Raw genomic sequence first — 19,958 nt, forward strand, 5'->3', positions numbered from 1 at the left:
GCGGGCCGCACCCAGGTGCGGCCCGCCTCCGCGCGTCAACCCGCGCGAGCTTCATCCCGGCCCTGGCAGGCGAGCCGGTCGGCGCGCTCGTTCTCCGGGTGGCCGTTGTGCCCCTTCACCCATTCCCACTGCACGTCGCCGTGGCGCGCGCATTCCGAGTCCAGGCGCTGCCACAGGTCGGCGTTCTTGACCGGCTGCTTCGCGGACGTCAGCCAGCCGTTGCGCTTCCAACCGTGCATCCACTGCGTGATGCCCTTGAGCACGTACGTGCTGTCCGTATAGATGTGCACGGTCGGCATCGGCCGCGTCAGCGCGGCCAAGCCCTCGATGACCGCCATGAGCTCCATCTTGTTGTTCGTCGTCGCGGCGTCCCTGCCGTAGAGCTCGCGCTCGTGGCCGCCGTAGCGCAGCACGGCGCCCCAGCCGCCGGGGCCAGGGTTCCCGCTGCATGCACCGTCGGTGTATAGGTCGACGCGGTCGGTCGTTCGCTGCATACCCCGGAATCTAACCGGCGGGGATCGGGGAGACGCCGCGGCGGTGGCAGGAAGGTTCCCTTGCTCGCGCCGGGCGTGGTTCGGTGACAGGAAGGTTCCCTTGCTCGCGGGGAGTCGAAAATCGGATGCGGGGTGTCGGTGAGGGGTGGCATGCTCGACCGACGTGCGAATCCTCTTCACCGCTGCGCCCGGTTATGGGCTTATGTTGCCGATCGTCCCGTTGATCTGGGCGGCCAGGGCCGCCGGGCACGAGGTTCTGGTCGCCACCACCGCCGAGATGACCGATGTCGGCGCACGCGCCGGGTTGCCCGTAGTCGACGTGTTCCCGGAGCACGACGTGTGGGACGCGTTGCTGCGCGGGATCAATTCGAGGGAGAAGTCGCCGGAGCTCGAGCGGCTCGGCGTGGCCAAGGGGATGTCTGAGGCGTATGAGAAGGCCACGCAGGCAGGCAGCCCGTTCGGGTTGTTCACGCTGACGATGACCGAAGGCACCGTCGACGCCGGGCGGGCGTTCGGCGCGGATCTCGTCGTCCACACCACCGACCACGCGGCCGGGCGGCTGGCCGCGGTGGCGCTCGGGGTACCGGTGCTGGAGGTGGGCAACCGCGTCTCCTGGTCGTCGCGGGACGGGGATTTCCGAGGCGGTCGCAATTTTTACGAGAACGACGAGATCACCCTCGCGCTGCGCGACAAGCTAGGCATTCCCGACGGTTGGCCGCGGGTGATCGCGCGGATCGATCCGCGGGCGCCGAGCATGGGTGGGCTGGTCGGCGACGAGCCGGACCAGGAGGACGGCGTCCCCTGGTGGTCGATGCGGTTCGTGCCTTTCAACGGTGGTGCGGTGGTTCCAGAGTGGGCTCTGCGGCGGCCGGAGCGGCCGCGGGTCGGCGTCACGTTCGGGACCGTGGTGCCGATCATGTCCGGCATCAGCAGCCTGTCCGTGGTGATCGAGGCGCTCGGTGCGCTGGACGTGGAGGTGATCTTGGCGGCCGGCAAGACCGATCTCGCCGACCTCGGGACGCTCCCGGCCAACGTGCGCTCCGTCGGCTTCCTCCCGCTGTCGACGTTCCTGCCGACCGCTTCGCTGATGGTCCACCACGGCGGTTCGGGCACCACCGCCGCGCCGCTGCACTACGGGGTTCCTCAGCTGGTCCTGCCCGCTTTCGCGGACAACCCGATGTCCGCGCAGCGGGTGGTGGACCGGGGCGTCGGGCTGTCCCACGATCCGGCCACTGTGGACGTCGCCACGGTGCGGTCGATGGCCGAGCGGCTGCTCACCGAGCCTGCGTTCCGGGCGGCCGCGCGCGAGGTGGGCGCGGAGATGGCCACCCAGCCCAGCCCATCGTCGATCATCGAGCGCGCGACCGCACTCGTCAGCCAGTAGGTTCCGCCGCCGGCCTCCCCAAGCTGTCTGGGAGCGGGGCGGCAGCGACCCCGGTCGTGTGGCAAGAGCCTGCGGGCCGGGGTGCTGTGCTGTTCGGGTGGGGTTCCAGGCGACCGTTCGGGGCAATGATCTGGTGCCGCACCTGGGATTCACCAAAAGTTCCTGCTCCGTGTCATCGGCTGGTGTGTTGGGCGTTCGCCGCGCGGCGATACACCTGCGGCATGTCCGAGACGCAGCTGCTGGCCAGCGCCGCAACGAGTGCGGCGGCCGACGCCCACTACTCGCTGCTGGTCGCCAGAGATGCCGACGAAGTGCACGCCGCGCAACGCCTGCGCTACCAGGTGTTCGCCGAGGAGATGGGGGCTACGGTCACCGGTCGCGAATTCGGCCTCGACCGGGATTCCTTCGACGACTACTGCGACCACCTGATCGTCCGGGACGACCGCTCCGGCGCGGTGGTTGGAACCTACCGGATGCTGCCGCCGGAGCGGGCGAAGGCAGCCGGGATGCTCTATTCAGAAACCGAGTTCGACCTTTCGGCGCTCGACCCGCTGCGCCCCTCGCTGGTGGAGACCGGGCGGTCGTGCGTGCACCCGGACCACCGCAACGGCGCCGTCGTCAGTCTGGTGTGGACCGGGATCGCGCGGTACATGCTGCTGCACGGTCACACCATGCTCGCGGGGTGTGCTTCGGTGCCGCTGGACGATGGAGGCGTTCAGGCCGCGCACGTGTGGAACACGGTGTCGGCGAAGCGCTACGCGCCGGAGGAACACCGCGTGCGCCCGTACCGGCCTTGGGAGTCGTTCGAGGTCACCGGGCGTGCGCCGATGCCGCCGCTGCTCAAGGGGTATCTGCGGCTCGGTGCTCAGGTGTGCGGTCCTCCGGCGCACGATCCGGACTTCGGCGTGGCCGACTACTTTCTGCTCCTGGACCTCAAGCGTGCCGATCAGCGGTACCTGCGCTTCTTCCTGGGCGACGCGGCATGAACCAGTGGACGCCCACGTCGCAGTGCGGGCCGGATTGCTTTCCGCCGCGCGACAAGCAGGCGGAGGTGGGGCTTTCCCGGGTGGTGCTGCGACTGGGCGGCACCGTCGGGTTGTTGCTGGTCGGGTGCGTCCTCGCGCTGGTGCTGTCGGTGCTGCCGGCAGCTTGGCGGGATCGGGCGTTGCGGACGTGGTTCCGGATGTTGTTGTGCGTTTTGGGAGTCGGCCTCGTGTTCGAGGAGCGGATTCCGCCGGGCGGCGCACTGGTGGTCAGCAACCACGTTTCGTGGCTGGATGTCGTGGCGCTCCAGGCTCTTCACCCGATGCGGATGTTGGCGAAGGTTGAGGTCCGGTCCTGGCCGCTGCTGGGGTCGCTCGCCGGGCTGGTCGGCACCGTTTACATCGATCGCGACCGGCTGACGGCGCTGCCGGGCGCGGTGCGGACGATCGCCGACGAGTTGCGCGCCGGGGCCGTGATCGGTGCCTTCCCGGAGGGGACGACCTGGTGTGGGCGGGCTTCCGGGCGGTTCCGGCCCGCCGTCTTCCAGGCCGCGGTGGATGCGGGTGTGCGGATGCAGCCGGTTGCGCTGCTCTTTCGGACCGAGGCCGGTGAGCCGACCACTGCAGCGGCGTTCGTGGGCGAAGCCACGCTGGTCGATTCGGTCCTCGCGGTGGCGCGGATGCGGGACCTGGTCGTGGAATTGGTGGTGTTGCCCGAGTTGGTCGGCACCGACCGCCGGGAGTTGGCCGCGCAGGCCCAGTCCGCGATCGCTGCGGCCAGCGGTGCTTCGCCGGGCCACCAGGCCTCGCCGGAGCACCGCAGCGCCCACGACCTCGCCGCGTGACACCCGTGAGTGCTTTCGGGTGCTGTAGGGCCTGTTTCCAGACTCGTCCTGCGTGGCGGCGCAGCGGGACCTCAGGCGCCGTCTGGTCTGCGGGAGTCCAAACGCGGCTTCGGGGCTGCCGTCGCCGGACGAAGCCTGAGAACCCGCGGTGCGGTGCGGGTTGCGAGCACCTTCGGTGCTTCAAAGCAAAGAGCCCGCCCTACCGCACCCTCAACGATCGACCCTGCTGGTTAATTTCGGCGCGGTGTTGGGGGCTGTTTGGGAAGGTGCTGGGATGGAGCGAACGGACAGTGATGATGTGTGTAGTGACGCCGCTGGTGGGTCTGACCCTCGAACGGACTGACGGCTTGCCAGTCTTTAAACGGATTTGTCGGCCTTACCGGGCGTTGCTACGCACGCGGCCGGGCGGGCGTTTGTGACCTTATAGGACCCTTATAGGAGCTTGGCGAGGTGAACAGGCCGTTCACCGCACACCAACCCCCGGGCTCACATCATCGGATGAACGCCGGCGAACGGACCGTTCGTGTCGTCTACCGATGCGAACAGGCCGTCCACCGCACACCGGTTGGCGAGGCAGAACCGGACCACTCCTGCGGTGAAACCAGCCCCTCGCGGAAATTAGCCAGCAGGGTCACGATCACTTCCAAAACAGCCTCTGTGGCACCCAAAGTGCTCACGGGTCGGGATCAGTGGAATCGGTGCACCCGGGTGTGCCGGGCGCTTTGGTGGCGGGCGGGTGAAAAGGCTGGACCTCGACCCGGGTCGAGGTTGCAGGCTTGGCTGGTGGCCACCGCTGAGAAGACCCAGAGCGATTTGTGGAATCCCCAACGTCGCAGCTTCACCGCCGGGCTGGTTCTGGTCATCACCCTCGTCGCATTCGAGGCCATGGGGCTGGGCGCCGCGCTGCCCACGATCGTCGCCGAACTCGGCGCGCAGCACTGGTATTCCTGGCCTTTCACCGTCTTCTTGGGGGCCAGCGCAATCGGCACGGTGCTCGGCGGGAGACAGGCGGATCGGCGCGGGCCCGCACTTCCGCTGCTGCTTGCGCTGCCGACGTTCGCCGTCGGACTGATCGTCGCCGCCGCTGCGCACAGCATTCTGGTGCTTCTCGTCGCCCGTGTGCTGCAGGGCTTCGGCGGCGGGGCGCTCATAGTCGCGCTGTACGTGATGATCGGTCGGGTCTTCCCGGAGAAGCACCGGCCTGCGGCGTTCGCCGCGATGTCGTCGGCGTGGGTGGTACCCGCCCTGGTGGGGCCGGTGATCGCGGGTTTCCTCACCGAGCACGTGAGCTGGCGTTGGGTGTTTTTCGGGCTCGCACCGCTGGTGTGCATCGGCACGGCCATGCTGGTCCCGACGGTGCGGCGATTCGGTGCCAGCTCGGGCGAGCCGCCGGCGCAGCGGCGGGGGCTGCCGTTGGCCGCGGCCGGGGCTGCTGGGGGTGTGTTGGTGTTGAACTTCGCTGTGCAGAACCCGTCGCTGTCGTCGTTGTTCCTGGGCTTGGCCGGCATCGTGGTGCTGGCACCGTCGATCCGCCTGCTGCTGCCCAAAGGCACTCTGCTCGCGCGGCCCGGGCTTCCGGCGATGGTGCTCGCGCGCGGGTTGCTCGCCGGGTTGTTCTTCACCGCGCAGGCCTTCGTGCCGCTGACGCTGTCGGCGGTGCACCACTACTCGCCGACCACCGCCGGGATGCCGCTGACCGCCGGGTCGCTCGGCTGGACCGTTGGCGCGCTGTGGCAGAGCAGGCAGCGCAACATCCGCCGGGAATACCTGGTCGCGGCCGGGTTCTTGCTGGTCGGGGTCGGGATGGCCGGGCTCGCGTTGTGCTTGTCGCAGTGGGGGCCGCACTGGCTGGTGTTCGCCTTCTGGTTCTTCGCCGGTTCCGGGATGGGCATCGGCGGGGCGAGCACCTCGGTGCGGGTGCTCGCGCTGTCGGCGGAGGGCGAACGGGGTTTCAACTCTTCCGCGCTGCAGATCTCCGACATGTTGGGCCAGGCCTCGCTGGTCGGGCTCGGCGGCGTCGCGGTCGCCGCGCTGGCCACCGGGACCGCGCCGACCAGGGGCGTCGTGCCGCTGGATCTGGCGCTGCTGGTGGGTGCCGTGCTGGCCGCTTTGCTCCTCGTCCGCTCGGGCCGTGGTCAAACGTCCTGACCTGCGCCTTCCGCTGGACCGAGGGGTGGCCGCCGGGGCGGCTGCATTACCCTGGACAGCGCGATGACTTACCTCGACCACGCTGCCACGACACCGATGCGGCCACGGGCGGTCGCAGTGATGAGCGAGGCGTTGACCAGGATCGGCAACGCCTCGTCCCTGCACACCTCGGGTCGCCGGGCACGCCGCGCGGTGGAGGAGTCGCGGGAGGACATCGCCGATGCGCTGGGGGCCCGGCCGTCGGAGGTGCTGTTCACCGCGGGCGGGACCGAGAGCGACAACTTGGCGGTCAAGGGGATCTTCTGGGCGCGTCGGGCCGCTGATCCCGCCCGGCGCCGCGTCCTCGCCTCGACGGTCGAGCACCACGCGGTACTGGACGCCGTCGAGTGGCTGGCCGAGCACGAGGGCGCCGAGGTGACTTGGCTGGCGGCCGACTCGAACGGCCGGGTGCGCCCGGAGGTGTTCGAGGCGGCTCTCGCGGAGAACCCGGACGATGTGGCGTTGGCCACCGTCATGTGGGCCAACAACGAGGTCGGCACCGTCAACGCGATCTCGGAGCTGTCCGCGATCGCCGACCGCTGCGGGGTGCCGCTGCACACCGATGCCGTGCAGGCAGTCGAGACACTGCCGGTGGACTTCGCGGCCTCTGGGGTCGCGGCACTGACCATGACCGGCCACAAGGTCGGCGGCCCGTACGGGGTCGGCGTGCTACTGCTGTCGCGGGATGTCAAGTGCACCCCGGTGCTGCATGGCGGCGGCCAGGAGCGCGAGGTGCGGTCCGGGACTCTCGACACCCCGGGTGTGCTGGGGTTGGCGTCGGCCGTGCGCGAGGCGGTCGGCGCGCGCGAATCGCAGGCGCCGCAGTTGGCCAAGCTGCGCGACGAGCTGATCGCCGGCGTGCGCGCCGTGGTGCCGGAGGTGGTGCTCAACGGCGATCCGGGGCACGACGTCGTGGGCGGTGCACCGTCCCGGCTGCCCGGCAACGCGCACTTCACGTTCCCCGGCTGCGAGGGCGATAGCCTGCTGATGTTGTTGGATGCCAAAGGGATCGAGTGCTCCACCGGCTCTGCCTGCACGGCGGGGGTCTCGGAGCCCAGCCACGTGCTGCTGGCGATGGGGGCGGACCCGAAGGCCGCGCGCGGGTCGCTGCGCTTCTCGTTGGGGCACACCTCGACCGCGGCCGATGTACGGGCACTCACCGAGGCGATCGGGCCGGTGGTGCGACGAGCGCGTAGCGCCGGCCTGCCCGGGTTGCGCCGATCTTCGGCGGGGTCGACGACCGCCGCCACGGAGGTGTGAGGCGTGCGAGTACTGGCAGCCATGAGCGGCGGGGTCGATTCCGCCGTCGCCGCCGCCCGAGCGGTCGCGGCGGGCCACGACGTGGTCGGTGTGCACCTGGCGCTGTCGGCGAAGCCCGGCACGCTGCGCACCGGCGCCCGCGGATGCTGCACCATCGAGGACTCCCGGGACGCGCGCCGCGCCGCGGACCTGCTGGGCATCCCGTTCTACGTGTGGGACTTCGCGGAGCGGTTCACCGAGGAGGTCATCGAAACCTTCGTCGGCGAGTACGCTGCGGGCCGCACCCCGAACCCGTGCCTGACCTGCAACGAGAAGATCAAGTTCGAGGCGCTGCTGGAGAAGGCCATGGCGCTGGGCTTCGATGCGGTCTGCACCGGGCACTACGCCCGACTTTCCATCGTGGACGGTGTGCCGGAGCTGCGGCGCAGTCGGGACGAAGGCAAGGACCAGTCCTACGTGCTGGCCTCGCTGACCGCGGAGCAGTTGCGGCACTCGATGTTCCCGCTCGGCGACTCGCTGAAGTCCGAGGTGCGCGTCGAGGCCGCCGAGCAGGACCTGGCGGTGGCCAAGAAGCCGGACAGCCACGACATCTGCTTCATCCCGGACGGCGACACCAAGAAGTTCCTGGAGACCAAGCTCGGGCAGACGCCGGGCAAGCTGGTGGATGCCGAAACCGGCGCGGTGCTCGGCGAGCACACTGGCGTGCACGGATTCACCGTGGGCCAGCGCAAGGGGCTCGGCATCGACGCCCCGGCCTCGGACGGCCGGCCGCGCTACGTGCTTTCGCTGGAGCCGGTGTCCGGGACCGTCCAGGTGGGTTCGGCGGATCGGCTGTCGGTCAGCGGGATCGACGCGAAGCGGCCCATCTGGCCGTCCGAGCGGCCGTTGGGTGGCCCGACGGAATGCGTGATCCAGGTCCGTGCCCACGGCGGCACGGCCGAGGCGGTCGCCGAGGCCGACGAGGACGCCATCCGAGTTCAGCTCCGCCAGCCGCTGCGCGGTGTCGCTCCGGGGCAGGCGATCGTCCTCTACCGCCCGGACGCCGCGGGAGACCTCGTGCTCGGCAGCGGCCTCATCTCCGCCACCCGCTAGCGTGCCGACCTCACCCGAGGTGGGTTCCTCCCGGCCGCGCTGTTGCGCCGCTGCTCGGTCACGTCGGTGCGTAATGGCGGAGGCTGATCGCGTTGGCGGCGTGTTGGATTTCTTTGGGCAGGCCGCTGGCCTGGGGCAGGTAGCGCATCAGGCGGAACGCCTGGTTGCGAAGCCACAGGCCGGTGGCGGTCTTCGGGATCAGCATTTTCGCGCCGTTCGTTGCGATCTTCTGGTTCAGCGTGACGTAGTCCCGCATTTCCGCCTCGTAGCGGCGGAACGCGGTGCGGTGGTCGCCGCCGGCGGCGAGTAGTTCGCCGGCGAGCACGTAGGCTCCGACCAGCGCGATGCTCGAGCCCTGGCCGGACAGCGGGGACGGGCAGTAGCCCGCGTCGCCGACCAGCACCACACGTCCGCGCGTCCAGTCGTCGAGGCGGATCTGGGTGATCGAGTCGAAGTAGAAGTCCGGTGCGCGGCGGGCGGCGTCGAGCAGGCGGGGCGCGATCCAGCCCTCGTCGGCGAAGGCCTTGTCCAGCAAGGCGATCTGGGTCTGCGGGTCGCGGGGGTCGAAGCGTAGTTCCGGTGATTTGAACCCGAGGATCGCCTTCGCCCCGCTGTCGGTTCGCGCCCGGTACAAGCCGGCGACCCTGCCGGGTGTGCTGCGGATCGTGGTCCAGCGGTCCAGGTCGAGGAAGTTGTCGGTGCTGAAGATCGAGACGTGATAGCCGAGGTAGCGGCGGAATCCGGGCTCCGGGCCGAACGCCAGCCGTCGGACGTTGGAGTGCAGCCCGTCGGCGCCGACCACGAGGTCGAAATCGCGCGGCGCATGGTGCTCGAAGGTCACGCGGACGGCATCGGCGCCCTGGTCGATGGCGGTGATGGAGTCGCCGAAGAGGTACTCGGTGCCGCTGGTGCGCGCGCGCAGGATCCGGGTGAGCGTGCCGCGCATGACCTCGATGTCGTGGTCACTGCCAAACAGCTCGTCCATGCGGACTTCGGCCACCGACCGGCCCGCCCTACCGACGATGGTCATGCCTCTCATGCCGGTGCGGGCCTCCCGCAGGTCGGCCAAGATGCCCATACGCTCGGCCACCTCGACCGCCGCGCCGCGCACGTCGACGGCGTAGCCGCCGTCGCGCATCGCGGGGGCGTGCTCGACCACGGTCGGGTTGAAACCGTGCTTGCGGAGCCAGAACGCCAGCGCCGGCCCGGCGATGCTGGCGCCGGAGATCAGGATTTTCTTCGTCATGGGGCCAAGCTAGCCCGCTACTTACCGGTCGGCAAGTAACTTACCGGTCGGCAAGCAGTAGGATCCGCGGGGAGGAGGACGCCGATGCCGAGGACACGGGTCGACACCAGGGCGGATATTCGCGCGGTAGCCGCGGAGCTGTTCGCCCGCCAGGGGTTTGAGAAGACGAGCCTGCGGGAGGTCGCGGAGCGGCTCGGCATCACAAAAGCCGCGCTGTACTACCACTTCCCGTCCAAGGCGGACCTGATGCGCGGCATCGTGCAGCCCTTCGTCGACGAGATCGAGGGCCTGCTGGCGGACCGCGAGGCGGCCGTGGAGGTCGATCCGCGCCAGTTCCTCGCCGACTACTTCGACGTGGTCCTGCGGTACCGGCAGGTTTTCGAGCTGGTCCTGCGGGACGTCTCGGCGTTGGCGCAGCTCGATCTGATGCAGCAGATGCTTGCCTGGCGCAACCGCGTCTACGCATTGCTGGTCGGCCTTGGCGCATCACCCGCGCAGATCGCTCGGGCGACCGTCGCGATCGGCGGGTTGCAGGACTGCGCAACAACCGAAGGTCCGCCCGAGGAATTCCGCGACGCCGCACTGGAAGCGGCGATTGCCGCGTTGGGCAAGTGACAGCGCCTCTGCGCATCGACAGAATGTGCGCATGACTTCACTGCATGTCGAGGAAAGGGGTGACGGTGCGCGCGCGATCCTCGTGCACGGTTCGGGCACCTGTGCGATGCACGAGGTTTTCGGGTTCGGTGCCCAACTTCCGCTCGCCGGCGAATTCCGGCTCGTTCTCCCGGATCGTCGGGGCTACGGGGGCAGCCCGGACGTCGAACGCAGCGACTACGAGCAGGACGCCGACGACATCGCCGAGTTGCTCGACGGCGGAGCGCACTTGGTCGGGCATTCTTCCGGCGGCGTGGTCGCGATGTTGGCAGCCTTGCGGAACCCGGATTCGGTCCTTTCTCTGACGCTAATCGAACCGGCTTGCTTCCAGATCGCCGCGGATGCGCCGTTGGTCGCTGCGGCGTTGGAGCGCAACCGGGACGCCATCGCGTCGGTGCCGCCCGAACTCTCCGACGAGGACCTGGTTCGGCTCAACTTCGAGTCCGCGGGCATCGAAGCGCCGCCGGTGACGCCGCAGCTCGTGCGGGCGACGCGTACCGCGCTGCGCGAGATTCCTGCTTGGGGAGCGCGGATCCCGGTCGAACCCCTCGCCGAGGCGACCTGGCCTATCAGGGTCGTCACTGGGACCTGGGACCTGGCTCCGCAGGCGTACCGCGAGCACGGAGGCGAGCCGATCATGGAGTGCGCACGCGTGACAGCGCGGCGAATCAACGCCGATCACCTGCAGGTGCCGGGCGCGTCGCACTGGCCGCACAGCCAGCGGCCCGATGTCGTCAACGACACACTGCGCGAGTTGTGGCGCCGCTGATGGTCTAGTGCGCAGCGCGGTTTGGCGGCCAGTGTCTGGCACCACATCAGTATCGTGAAATGGGGAGGTCCTGTGCTCGATCTTCGGGCCAGCACAGTCGCAGACGTGTTGCGGCGCAGCGCCGCGCGAATCCCGGACCGCGAGGCGCTGCAGTTCGTCGACAGTGCTGGGCAGGAATTGGTTTGGACCTATGCCGAACTCGATGCCGCCGTAACCCGCGCTGCCGGGGTGCTGCTGGCCGCCGGGGCGAACCAAGGCGACCGGATCGCGGCTTACGGCAAGAACTCCGACGTGTACCTGATCGGATTCCTCGCCTGCGCGCGGGCAGGCCTGGTGCACGTGCCGATCAACTACAACCTGACCGCGGGCGAGCTGGGCTACCTGTTGAAGCAGTCGGGAAGCAGGATCGCGTTGGTTGATCCCGCGTTGGCCGACAAGCTCGTCGAAGTCCGTCCCGGCACGTCGGTCGAGCGCGTGATCCCGTTGCGCGACAGTGCGGATTCGCTGCTGGCGCAGTGCATCGACGGCCCGCTGCCGGAGTTGGACGTTGCCGTCTCCGATGATGCGCTGGTCCAACTGCTCTACACCTCGGGCACGACCTCGCAGCCCAAGGGCGCGATGATGACGCATCGCGCGCTGCTGCACGAGTACGTGTCCTGCGTCGTCGCGCTGGACTTCCGCGAAGACGATCTGCCGCTGCACGTGATGCCGCTGTACCACTCGGCGCAAATGCACGTGTTTCTCCTGCCGCAGCTGATGATCGGCTCCACCAACGTGCTGGTGGAAGTGCCGGAGCCGGGAGACATCCTGCGGCGGATCGAGGAGGAGCGGATCAGCGCGTTCTTCGCCGCGCCAACGGTTTGGGTGGCGCTGGCCAACCACTCCGACTTCGCCACCCGCGACCTGGAGACGCTGCGCAAGGCCTACTACGGCGCCTCGATCATGCCCGGGCCGGTGCTGCGGCGGTTACGCGATCAGCTGCCGGAGCTGGGGTTCTACAACTGCTTCGGGCAGTCCGAGATCGCTCCACTTGCGACGGTGCTGCGCCCGGAGGAGCACGACGAGCGGCCGGATTCCGCCGGGCGGCCCGTGCTGTTCGTTGAGGCGAAGGTCGTCGACGAGCAGGGCGAGGAGGTCGCGCCGGGGGAGTTGGGCGAGATCGTCTACCGGTCGCCGCAGCTGTGCACCGGATACTGGGACAAGCCGGCGGAGACCGCCGAGGCGTTCCGCGGCGGCTGGTTCCACTCCGGTGACCTGGTGCGACGCGACTCGGAGGGCTACTGCTTCGTCGTCGACCGGATCAAGGATGTGATCAACACCGGTGGCGTGCTGGTCGCGTCCCGCGAGGTGGAGGACGCGCTGTACACGCACCCTGCGGTGGCCGAGGTGGCGGTGATCGCGGTGTCCGATCCGAAGTGGATCGAGCGCATCGCGGCGGTGGTGGTCGCCAAGGCCGAGGTGACGGAGGCGGAACTGCTGGAGCACGCGCGCAGCAGCCTGGCCGGCTTCAAGGTGCCGAAGGAGATCCGCTTCGTCGACGACCTGCCGCGCAACGGCTCGGGCAAGCTCCTCAAACGGGTTCTGCGCGACCGGTTCACCGGGTGATCGGAGCCGTCGTTTCGCCTGGTCGGCTCCCGTGAGTGCTGCTGGGCGCGATAACGCCCGAACACGTTCACGGGCTCGGAGCCGCGTTGTCTGCGCCCCGTCGGGCGGCGCGCGGTGGGCTGTCGATAATGGCGGGGTGAGTGACGCACCTTGGGGCCCCGGTATCGCCACAGCCATCGGATCGATGCCCGGGGCCGATCCGGTCGAGGCGGCGCGCACCGTCGTCGGCGAACTGCCCGACCTGACGCCCTTCCCGGAGCTGCCGGCGCGCGGCGTCGGCGCCGACATCCTCGGCCGAACCGCCGGGCTGCTGGTCGACCTCGCCGTCGAAGTGGTGCCGTCGGGCTACCGGGTCGCCTCCCGGCCCGGCCGGGACCACCAGCGCGCCATCGACCTGATGCGCTGGGACCTCGACGCCGTGGAGCAAGCGGCCGCCGAGGCGGGCGCTCCGCGGGCGGTGAAGGTGCAGGCGGCGGGCCCGTGGACGCTGTCGGCCGGGATCGAGCTGCACCGCGGACATCGGGTGCTTACCGACCAGGGCGCGCTGCGCGACTTCGCCGAGTCGCTGACCGAAGGCCTGATCGCGCACTCCGAACAGGTCGCCGCTCGCACCGAAGCCAGGGTCGTCGTCCAGCTGGACGAGCCGTCGCTGCCCGCAGTTCTGGCGGGCTCGCTGCCCACGCCCTCCGGTTACGGCAAGGTGTCCGCGGTCCCGGAACTGGACGCGCAACGCGTGCTGGCCGAGATGATCGAGAAGCTCGCGGCCGCAACAGGTTCGCCGGTCGTGGTGCACTGCTGCGCGTTGCGCCCGCCGGTCGCGTTGCTGCGCCGTGCCGGCGCCGGTGCTATCGCGCTGGACGCCACCGGGCTCGGTGACGTCTCCGGTTCGTTCGCCGACGAACTGGGGGAGGCCTGGGAAGAGGGCACCACGTTTTTCCTCGGACTGGTCCCGAGCACGGAGCCGACGGGCGAAGCCCGCCTCCGCCGAGTCGCCCAACCCGCGTTCGACCTGGCCTCCCGACTCGGCTTCGCCCGCCGGGCGCTGGCCGAGCGCAGCGTGCCGACCCCGACCTGCGGCCTCGCGGGAGCGACACCGGCCTGGACGCGCCGCGCGATCAGCCTCACCCGCGACCTCGCCAACCTCTTCGCTGACGAAGCCGAGCAGTAGCGAACCGCCCACCGCAACGTGATCGATCGGCTACCGTGAGGAAGATCGAGATCCAGAGCTGCGGAAGGCTTGCGAGGTGGCCCGCTGGCTGGTCGGTTTCGACCTACCCGAGGATCCCCCGGAGCGGCTTTAAGAACCTGACGCAGCGGCTGCTGGCCGAGTCCCGCGAGCTGGGCGCGGTCCGAGTGGACCGCCTCCGAGGAGGCGAAGGCCCGGAAGGCACGAAATCCGGTCCGGCGCTGCAGCTGGGCCAACTCGTGCTAAGCGGTGCCTTCTCAGCGGCCACGGGCCTTCGCGAAGGCGATGGGTGCCCACTTTGACCAGGCAAAAGCCCGCAAGGTGAGCATATAGCGGGAAGGTGAGAAGCTCGAATTCGAAGGCCTGACCGAGAAAGACCAACACCTCCTCACAGAAGCGATAGGCGCTCCTCGAAGGCAACTCGCCGGACCCGAGAACACGCAGCAGTAGGCGGCCGGCCTGCGCGGCAGGTTGCGACCTGGAGCGGGCGGCGAGTCGATTCGTCCCGGGGCGAATCGATCGCCTTTGCTCGTCCACTTTGGACCTTTTCGATCCGTGAGTGGTGTTTTGCTGGTTGGGTTTGCTTTCGTGTCGGTGCCTCTTTTTCGGAATCCGCAGTGTGGAAGTCGTTACGCTGGTAGGAAGAACTCGTGGGCGGTCATTGCATCAGCGAGCTCGAGCGGGCCGAGTGGATTCGGCGGAGCACCATCCAGGAGGCGGCGTGCCTGACCTTCGTGGGGGGCGACGACGTCGGCCAGGTGGCTGAGGACTTCGGTGCCGTCACCGGGTTCGGCCGGCTGCTGGACATCGACGACTTCTGCGAGGAAGCCTTTGCCCACCAGGACAAATACCCCATGATCGCGCTTCGGCAGGTCGGCGCCTGGGTGCTGGTGGTCGAGGACAGCGGTCGGCAGGGCCAGCGGCCGGAAGTGCTGCGCCAGGCCGCGCGGCGGGCCGCCGTCTCGGTGTTCTGGGACGCGAGCGCGCTCACCCGCTTCTCGCATGCGGCGCTCGGCGACGTCCGGACCTCGTTCGAGGCGGTGCTGCCGGAGTACCGGGAGGGCACCCGACCGGACGAGCTGGAAGTCGTCCGCGCCGGATTGCCCTGGTCGCAGGCCGATCCGGTGGCGCTGATGCTGGCGTTGGCCGGGCGGCTGACCGGGCTGTCGCCGACCCCGGAATGGCTCGTCGGCGAGTTCCAGACCTTCCCGGTCGCGCCGTGGCCCGACGACCTGGTCGGGGAGCCGAATCCGCTGGACGACATCACCGGCTACCCGCCCGAACTGGTCGCGGCGGTGCGCATGGCCGCCGAGCCCGATCGGCGACGGGCCGTCACCGCGGCTGCGCGGCACGTGATCGCCACCGTCGGCTGCGTCGACCACCCCGTCGTGCGTCGGACCCTGTCATCCCTGATCAGAGGGGGTTCGATTGACCACGGTGCGCTCGGTGAGGTGGTCCGGGACTGGTCCTGGCAGAGCACCATGAGCCGTCCGTGCAGCAAGATCCGCAACCAGCTGCGCGCGATTGAGGCGTTGCGGCAGGCGACTCACGAAGATGCGCTGACCGCGCTGGCCGGGGTGCTGGGCGGGGCGCGGCACGTGCGCGGCGTGGAGGCGGGTGAGCTCGCGCGCATCGTCGCCGCCGAACTGGCGGAGCGGTGAGTCCGCGATCGGCCCCGAAGACAGCACCTGACCCGGCACAATGGTGGGCATGTTCAGGTTCCTCCGCCGTCGAAACGCCGAAGCCCCGGATAACGCCGAGACCGCTGAGCCGGTCGATGTCCACACCGAGGCGGCCGACCGCGCCAGGCGGTTCTGGCAGCGGTGGGACGACCTCCTGCCGGAGATCGCCTCCGCGCTCGGCGACAGCGTGCCGCACCGGATCGAGAACCTGGTGGCCGAAGCCCTCGCCGAGGTGCACCCGAACCTGACCTTCGCCATCGAGCACGGCGAGAAGGCGGTGTACGCGCTGGTCATCAGCGCACAGGCCGACCCTGAACTGCGCCCCTACACGGACGCCTGGATGGCCGCCGCCCCGGCCGCCGACACGCTTTGGGAGTACCACGACTCGGTGCCGCCGGTGCCGGACCCGACCGCGGTCACCGTGAACCTCCGGGACGAGAAGTACCGGCTGGCCGACGTGCAGGTCGTCGCCCAGGTCGACGAGGCCGAGGGGCTGGTCGACGTCGCCGTCTACCACCCCGGCTTCAACGGCCTGGAGGAGAACGCGCGCAGGGCGCTGACGTTCCTGCCGCTGGACGCGACCCTCGGCGAGCGGCTGGCGGCCGACCGGCTGGGCCGGGTGGAGACCGCGGAACTGGAACCCGAAGGCGCGATCGGCCTGCTGGAGCTCCGCGAACTGGTCCGCGAACTCGATCGCACCGCATCGGCGCCGACCGAGTCGTGAGTGGCGAAGACGGTTCCCGCCAGATTGACCGCTCACGACGAGTCGTGCGTGCTGTTGTCGGAGACGCTCGCTAGTCTCGGGGCGTGACCAGCAAGGATGTGGACCGGGACCCCACCGTGAACGACACCGCGGCCACCGCGGAGGAGGTCGTGCCCAGCGACCCCGCCGCGGGCCGCGCGGCGGAAGGCGTCGAAGACGTGCCCGCCGAGGTGCGCGAGCGGTACGCGGAGGTGGCCGAGGAAGTCCGCGGCCACCAGTTCCGCTACTACGTGCTGGACTCGCCGACGATCTCCGACAGCGAGTTCGACGGGCTGTTCGCACAGCTGCAGGAGATGGAGGCCGAGCACCCCGCGCTGCAGGCGCCGGACTCGCCAACGCAGGTGGTGGGCGGCACCTTCTCCACCGAGTTCACCCCGGTCGCGCACCTGGAACGGATGCTGAGCCTGGACAACGCGTTCAGCACCGAGGAGCTGCAGGTCTGGGTCGATCGGGTGGAGCGCGAGGTAGGCACCGACGTGCACTACCTGTGCGAGCTGAAGATCGACGGCCTGGCGATCAACCTGCTGTACCGGGACGGGCGGCTGGAGCGCGCCCTGACCCGCGGCGACGGCCGCACCGGCGAGGACGTGACGCTCAACGTCCGCACCATGGGTGATGTACAGGAGCAGCTGACCGGGACCGACGAGTTCCCGGTGCCGGCGCTGGTGGAGGTCCGCGGCGAGGTGTTCTTCCGCGTCGACGAGTTCGCCGAGCTCAACGCCAAGCTCGTCGAGGCAGGCAAGCCCCCGTTCGCCAACCCGCGCAACTCCGCCGCCGGGTCGCTGCGGCAGAAGGACCCCCGGATCAGCCGCAGCCGACCGCTGCGGTTGATCTGCCACGGCCTGGGCAAGCGGGACGGCTTCGAACCGAACCGCCAGTCCGAGTCCTACGCCGCGCTGAAGGCGTGGGGCCTGCCGGTGTCCGGACACACCGTCGTGTTGTCCACTATGGACGAGCTGGTCGGGCACATCGACTACTGGGGCAAGCACCGCGACTCCGCCGAGCACGAGATCGATGGCATCGTCATCAAGGTCGACGAGGTCCCGTTGCAGCGCCGGCTCGGCACCACCTCCCGCGCGCCGCGCTGGGCCATCGCCTACAAGTATCCGCCGGAGCAGGCCACCACGAGGCTGCTGGACATCCAGGTCAACGTCGGCCGCACCGGCCGGGTCACGCCGTTCGCCGTGATGGAGCCCGTGAAGGTCGCCGGGTCCACGGTGTCGATGGCGACCCTGCACAACGCCGACGAGGTGCGCCGCAAGGGCGTGCTGATCGGCGACCGCGTGGTGATCCGCAAGGCCGGCGACGTGATCCCCGAGGTGCTGGGCCCAGTGGTCGACGTGCGCACCGGCGACGAGCGCGAGTTCGTCATGCCCGCCGCGTGCCCGGAGTGCGGATGGCCGCTGTCGCAGCAGAAGGAAGGCGACGTCGACCTGCGCTGTCCGAATGCCCAGGGCTGCCCCGGACAGCGCCGCGAGCGGCTGTTCTACCTGGCTAGCCGGAAGGTCCTGGACATCGACGCGCTCGGCTACGAGGCGGCGAACGCGCTGCTGGCGGCCGGGGTGGTGGAGGACGAGGGCGACATCTTCGACCTCGACGAGCCGAAGCTGCTCAAGACGCCGCTGTTCCGCAACAAGGAAGGCGGCCTGTCGGCCAACGGCGCCAAGCTCCTCTCGAACCTGGACACGGCCAAGGAGAAGCCGTTGTGGCGGGTGCTGGTGGGACTGTCGATCCGGCACGTCGGGCCGACCGCCGCACAGGCGCTGGCCCGCGAGTTCGGCTCGCTGGACCGGATCGGGGCGGCGTCCGAGGAGGAACTCGCCGCCGCCGACGGCGTCGGTCCGACGATCGCCACCGCGGTGCGCGAGTGGTTCGAGGTCGACTGGCACTGCGAGGTGGTGCGAAAGTGGCAGGCCGCCGGGGTGCGAATGGCGGACGAGCGCGACGAGTCGATCCCGCGCACCCTCGAAGGCCTCTCGATCGTGGTCACCGGCACGCTGCAGACGTTCTCCCGCGACGAAGCCAAGGAGCTGATCATGGCCCGCGGCGGGCGGGCCGCCGGTTCGGTGTCGAAGAAGACCGCCTTCGTCGTGGTCGGTGACTCGCCGGGCTCGAAGTACGACAAGGCCATGCAGCTAAAGGTTCCGGTGCTGGACGAGAACGGCTTCCGGATGCTCCTGGACGACGGTCCGGAGGCCGCCGCCGAGGTCGCGCTGCCGGCCGAGCAGGAGTGACGCCCGCGAGTCCTCCGGGGGCGTTGCAGCGCGGAGGACTCGCGGCTGTTCGTCCGCTGGTGGTTGACGATCTGCGGCATGACGACGATCCGCGTGGCCCGGCTGGCCGAGTACGAAGCCATCGGTGAGCTGTCGGTCCGGGCCTACATCGAGGCCGGGAGCGTGTCGTCCGACATCGACTACACCGTGGCGCCGCGCGACGCCGCCGGGCGGGCGGGGAAGGCAGAACTCCTCGTTGCCGTCGAGGGTGACGAGGTGCAGGGCACGGTAACCCTGGCGCGGCCCGGCAGCGGCTACGCCGATCTCGCGCGGCCCGGTGAGCTGGAATTCCGGATGCTGGCCGTGGCGCCGGAGGTCGCCGGCAACGGCGTCGGCCGGGCGCTGGTGGAAACGGTGATCGACCGGGCCCGAGCCGAGAGGTTGCAGCGTGTCGTGCTCTTCGTGCAGGACCGCGCGAAGCCCGCTCAGCGCCTCTACCAGCGGTTGGGTTTCGAGCGCCGCCCCGACCGGGACTGGATCCCGGCAGCGGAGGTCAAGCTGTTCGGTTTCGCCCTCGAACTATGATTACTCCACCCGTCTCCGCACGTCAGCATCCCCGAGCGGGTTGGGTCGCGATAGAAGTTGCAAAGATGAAAACGCTCATTGAAATCGAAGGTTCGATTCCAATGGAAATTGCGGCCTTGAGAGGTTGCGCGCGGCGTGGTCAGCCGTCGAGGACGACCGAGACGATGCCTGCCAGGTGGGCCAGGCGGGCGAGCTCCGCGGTGCGGAACATCGGCCCTCCCGGGCGGCCCGCCAGCAGCACCCTGTCCGGCTTGCCGATCGGCGTCGCCGCCAGCTCGGTGCCGAGCTCCTTCCAGGTTTCCGGCACCCAGTCTTCGTCGCCGTCAAGGATCGTCGCCCGCGGCAGCGGCAGCCACGGCAGCTCCAGATAGCCCTCCTGCGGGGCTGAGGTGCTGGCGGCCAGCTGCTCCGCCCCGCCCGAGCGGTGCCCGAAGATGATCGCCCAACCCGATCGGATGATCTTGGGGACGCCCTCGGCGAAGATCTGCAACCCGCGCCCCGGCTCGGCGGCGATCTCCTCGACGAGCTCTAGTTCGCGGTGCGTGTCCAGCACGCCCGCGTAGGGCCGGACCGCATCGACCTCGACGCCATGGACCGACTCGGCCGCGGTGATCAGCACGTCGGGGAGCCGACCGGAGGGCAGCTCCACGACCAGGTCGTCGATCGCCACGCCGTTGCTGCGCTCGACCACGTCGACGCTGAGGATGTCGGCACCGATCTCGCCGAGCGCGCTCGCCACAGACCCGAGGTTGCCGGGCCGGTCCGGTATCTGCACCCGAATGAGGAAGGACACCGGACTCAACGCCTCCAGCTTCGTGCGCGACACCTCGCCGGCCGCGCTGCTCACCATCGCACTAGGCCGCGTTCCAGGGGCCCCTCGCGCGAGGAACTGTGACCGAAATTGTGTCAGACGCCGCGCCCCACCGGTGCCCCCGGCGTCCACGGAGTGGAAAGACCTGTTGTTTCCCGCCGTACCGTCGTCCTGTGGTCGCCTAGTCGCTGCGCGTGTT

At 69.6% G+C, this 19,958-nt stretch carries 17 protein-coding genes; 14 read left to right on the forward strand and 3 right to left on the reverse strand.

The window, feature by feature from the left end; all coding sequences use genetic code 11:
- Window positions 1-35: 35 nt before the first annotated feature.
- Window positions 36-494 carry a ribonuclease HI gene (gene rnhA, locus ACWDKQ_RS26520; RefSeq protein WP_450141480.1) on the reverse strand — a complete coding sequence of 153 codons (459 nt, stop codon included), beginning with the start codon at window positions 492-494 and terminating at the stop codon, window positions 36-38.
- A 145-nt stretch (window positions 495-639) separates the two neighbouring features.
- Here rnhA and ACWDKQ_RS26525 point away from each other — a divergent pair, with 145 nt between their 5' ends.
- From ACWDKQ_RS26525 to mnmA, 6 genes are all read left to right on the forward strand, one after another.
- On the forward strand, window positions 640-1,878 hold the full coding sequence (locus ACWDKQ_RS26525) for a glycosyltransferase (protein ID WP_450141481.1): 1,239 nt from the start codon (window positions 640-642) through the stop codon (window positions 1,876-1,878).
- Window positions 1,879-2,099: 221 nt separating this feature from the next.
- Window positions 2,100-2,864 (forward strand): GNAT family N-acetyltransferase, encoded by a 765-nt coding sequence (locus ACWDKQ_RS26530; RefSeq protein ID WP_450141482.1) that lies wholly within the window; start codon window positions 2,100-2,102, stop codon window positions 2,862-2,864.
- Window positions 2,865-2,929: 65 nt separating this feature from the next.
- Entirely contained in the window at window positions 2,930-3,706 is a 777-nt protein-coding gene (locus ACWDKQ_RS26535; RefSeq protein ID WP_450141483.1) for a lysophospholipid acyltransferase family protein, read from the forward strand.
- Window positions 3,707-4,204: 498 nt separating this feature from the next.
- Entirely contained in the window at window positions 4,205-5,854 is a 1,650-nt protein-coding gene (locus tag ACWDKQ_RS26540) for an MFS transporter (RefSeq protein ID WP_450141503.1), read from the forward strand.
- Window positions 5,855-5,917: 63 nt separating this feature from the next.
- Window positions 5,918-7,153, forward strand: coding sequence for a cysteine desulfurase family protein (locus ACWDKQ_RS26545; protein ID WP_450141484.1), 1,236 nt, complete (start codon window positions 5,918-5,920; stop codon window positions 7,151-7,153).
- Between the two features lie 3 nt (window positions 7,154-7,156).
- Complete coding sequence (gene mnmA, locus ACWDKQ_RS26550) at window positions 7,157-8,245, forward strand: tRNA 2-thiouridine(34) synthase MnmA (protein WP_450141485.1); 1,089 nt, start codon at window positions 7,157-7,159, stop codon at window positions 8,243-8,245.
- A gap of 58 nt (window positions 8,246-8,303) precedes the next feature.
- Here the strand turns inward: mnmA and ACWDKQ_RS26555 are convergent, their stop codons facing one another.
- Window positions 8,304-9,491 (reverse strand): FAD-dependent monooxygenase, encoded by a 1,188-nt coding sequence (locus tag ACWDKQ_RS26555; RefSeq protein ID WP_450141486.1) that lies wholly within the window; start codon window positions 9,489-9,491, stop codon window positions 8,304-8,306.
- An 84-nt stretch (window positions 9,492-9,575) separates the two neighbouring features.
- Here ACWDKQ_RS26555 and ACWDKQ_RS26560 point away from each other — a divergent pair, with 84 nt between their 5' ends.
- The 8 genes from ACWDKQ_RS26560 (at window position 9,576) to ACWDKQ_RS26595 (ending at window position 18,948) form a co-directional block, all read left to right on the forward strand.
- On the forward strand, window positions 9,576-10,106 hold the full coding sequence (locus ACWDKQ_RS26560) for a TetR/AcrR family transcriptional regulator (protein ID WP_450141487.1): 531 nt from the start codon (window positions 9,576-9,578) through the stop codon (window positions 10,104-10,106).
- Between the two features lie 31 nt (window positions 10,107-10,137).
- Window positions 10,138-10,914 (forward strand): alpha/beta fold hydrolase, encoded by a 777-nt coding sequence (locus ACWDKQ_RS26565; protein WP_450141488.1) that lies wholly within the window; start codon window positions 10,138-10,140, stop codon window positions 10,912-10,914.
- A 72-nt stretch (window positions 10,915-10,986) separates the two neighbouring features.
- Window positions 10,987-12,519, forward strand: a complete 1,533-nt coding sequence (locus ACWDKQ_RS26570; protein ID WP_450141489.1) for a fatty acyl-CoA synthetase — start codon at window positions 10,987-10,989, stop codon at window positions 12,517-12,519.
- A 136-nt stretch (window positions 12,520-12,655) separates the two neighbouring features.
- Window positions 12,656-13,687: a methionine synthase gene (locus ACWDKQ_RS26575; protein WP_450141490.1), complete on the forward strand. Its 1,032-nt coding sequence runs from the start codon at window positions 12,656-12,658 to the stop codon at window positions 13,685-13,687.
- 668 nt (window positions 13,688-14,355) lie between these two features.
- Window positions 14,356-15,366: a DUF6461 domain-containing protein gene (locus ACWDKQ_RS26580; RefSeq protein WP_450141491.1), complete on the forward strand. Its 1,011-nt coding sequence runs from the start codon at window positions 14,356-14,358 to the stop codon at window positions 15,364-15,366.
- A gap of 49 nt (window positions 15,367-15,415) precedes the next feature.
- Window positions 15,416-16,111, forward strand: a complete 696-nt coding sequence (locus ACWDKQ_RS26585) for a hypothetical protein (RefSeq protein WP_450141492.1) — start codon at window positions 15,416-15,418, stop codon at window positions 16,109-16,111.
- Window positions 16,112-16,194: 83 nt separating this feature from the next.
- Window positions 16,195-18,384 carry an NAD-dependent DNA ligase LigA gene (ligA, locus tag ACWDKQ_RS26590; RefSeq protein ID WP_450141493.1) on the forward strand — a complete coding sequence of 730 codons (2,190 nt, stop codon included), beginning with the start codon at window positions 16,195-16,197 and terminating at the stop codon, window positions 18,382-18,384.
- A 78-nt stretch (window positions 18,385-18,462) separates the two neighbouring features.
- Window positions 18,463-18,948: an N-acetyltransferase family protein gene (locus ACWDKQ_RS26595; RefSeq protein ID WP_450141494.1), complete on the forward strand. Its 486-nt coding sequence runs from the start codon at window positions 18,463-18,465 to the stop codon at window positions 18,946-18,948.
- A 139-nt stretch (window positions 18,949-19,087) separates the two neighbouring features.
- Here the strand turns inward: ACWDKQ_RS26595 and ACWDKQ_RS26600 are convergent, their stop codons facing one another.
- Window positions 19,088-19,741, reverse strand: coding sequence for an amino acid-binding protein (locus tag ACWDKQ_RS26600; RefSeq protein WP_450141504.1), 654 nt, complete (start codon window positions 19,739-19,741; stop codon window positions 19,088-19,090).
- Window positions 19,742-19,958: the final 217 nt, after the last annotated feature.

It is taken from the genome of Saccharopolyspora sp. NPDC000995 (assembly GCF_053599315.1).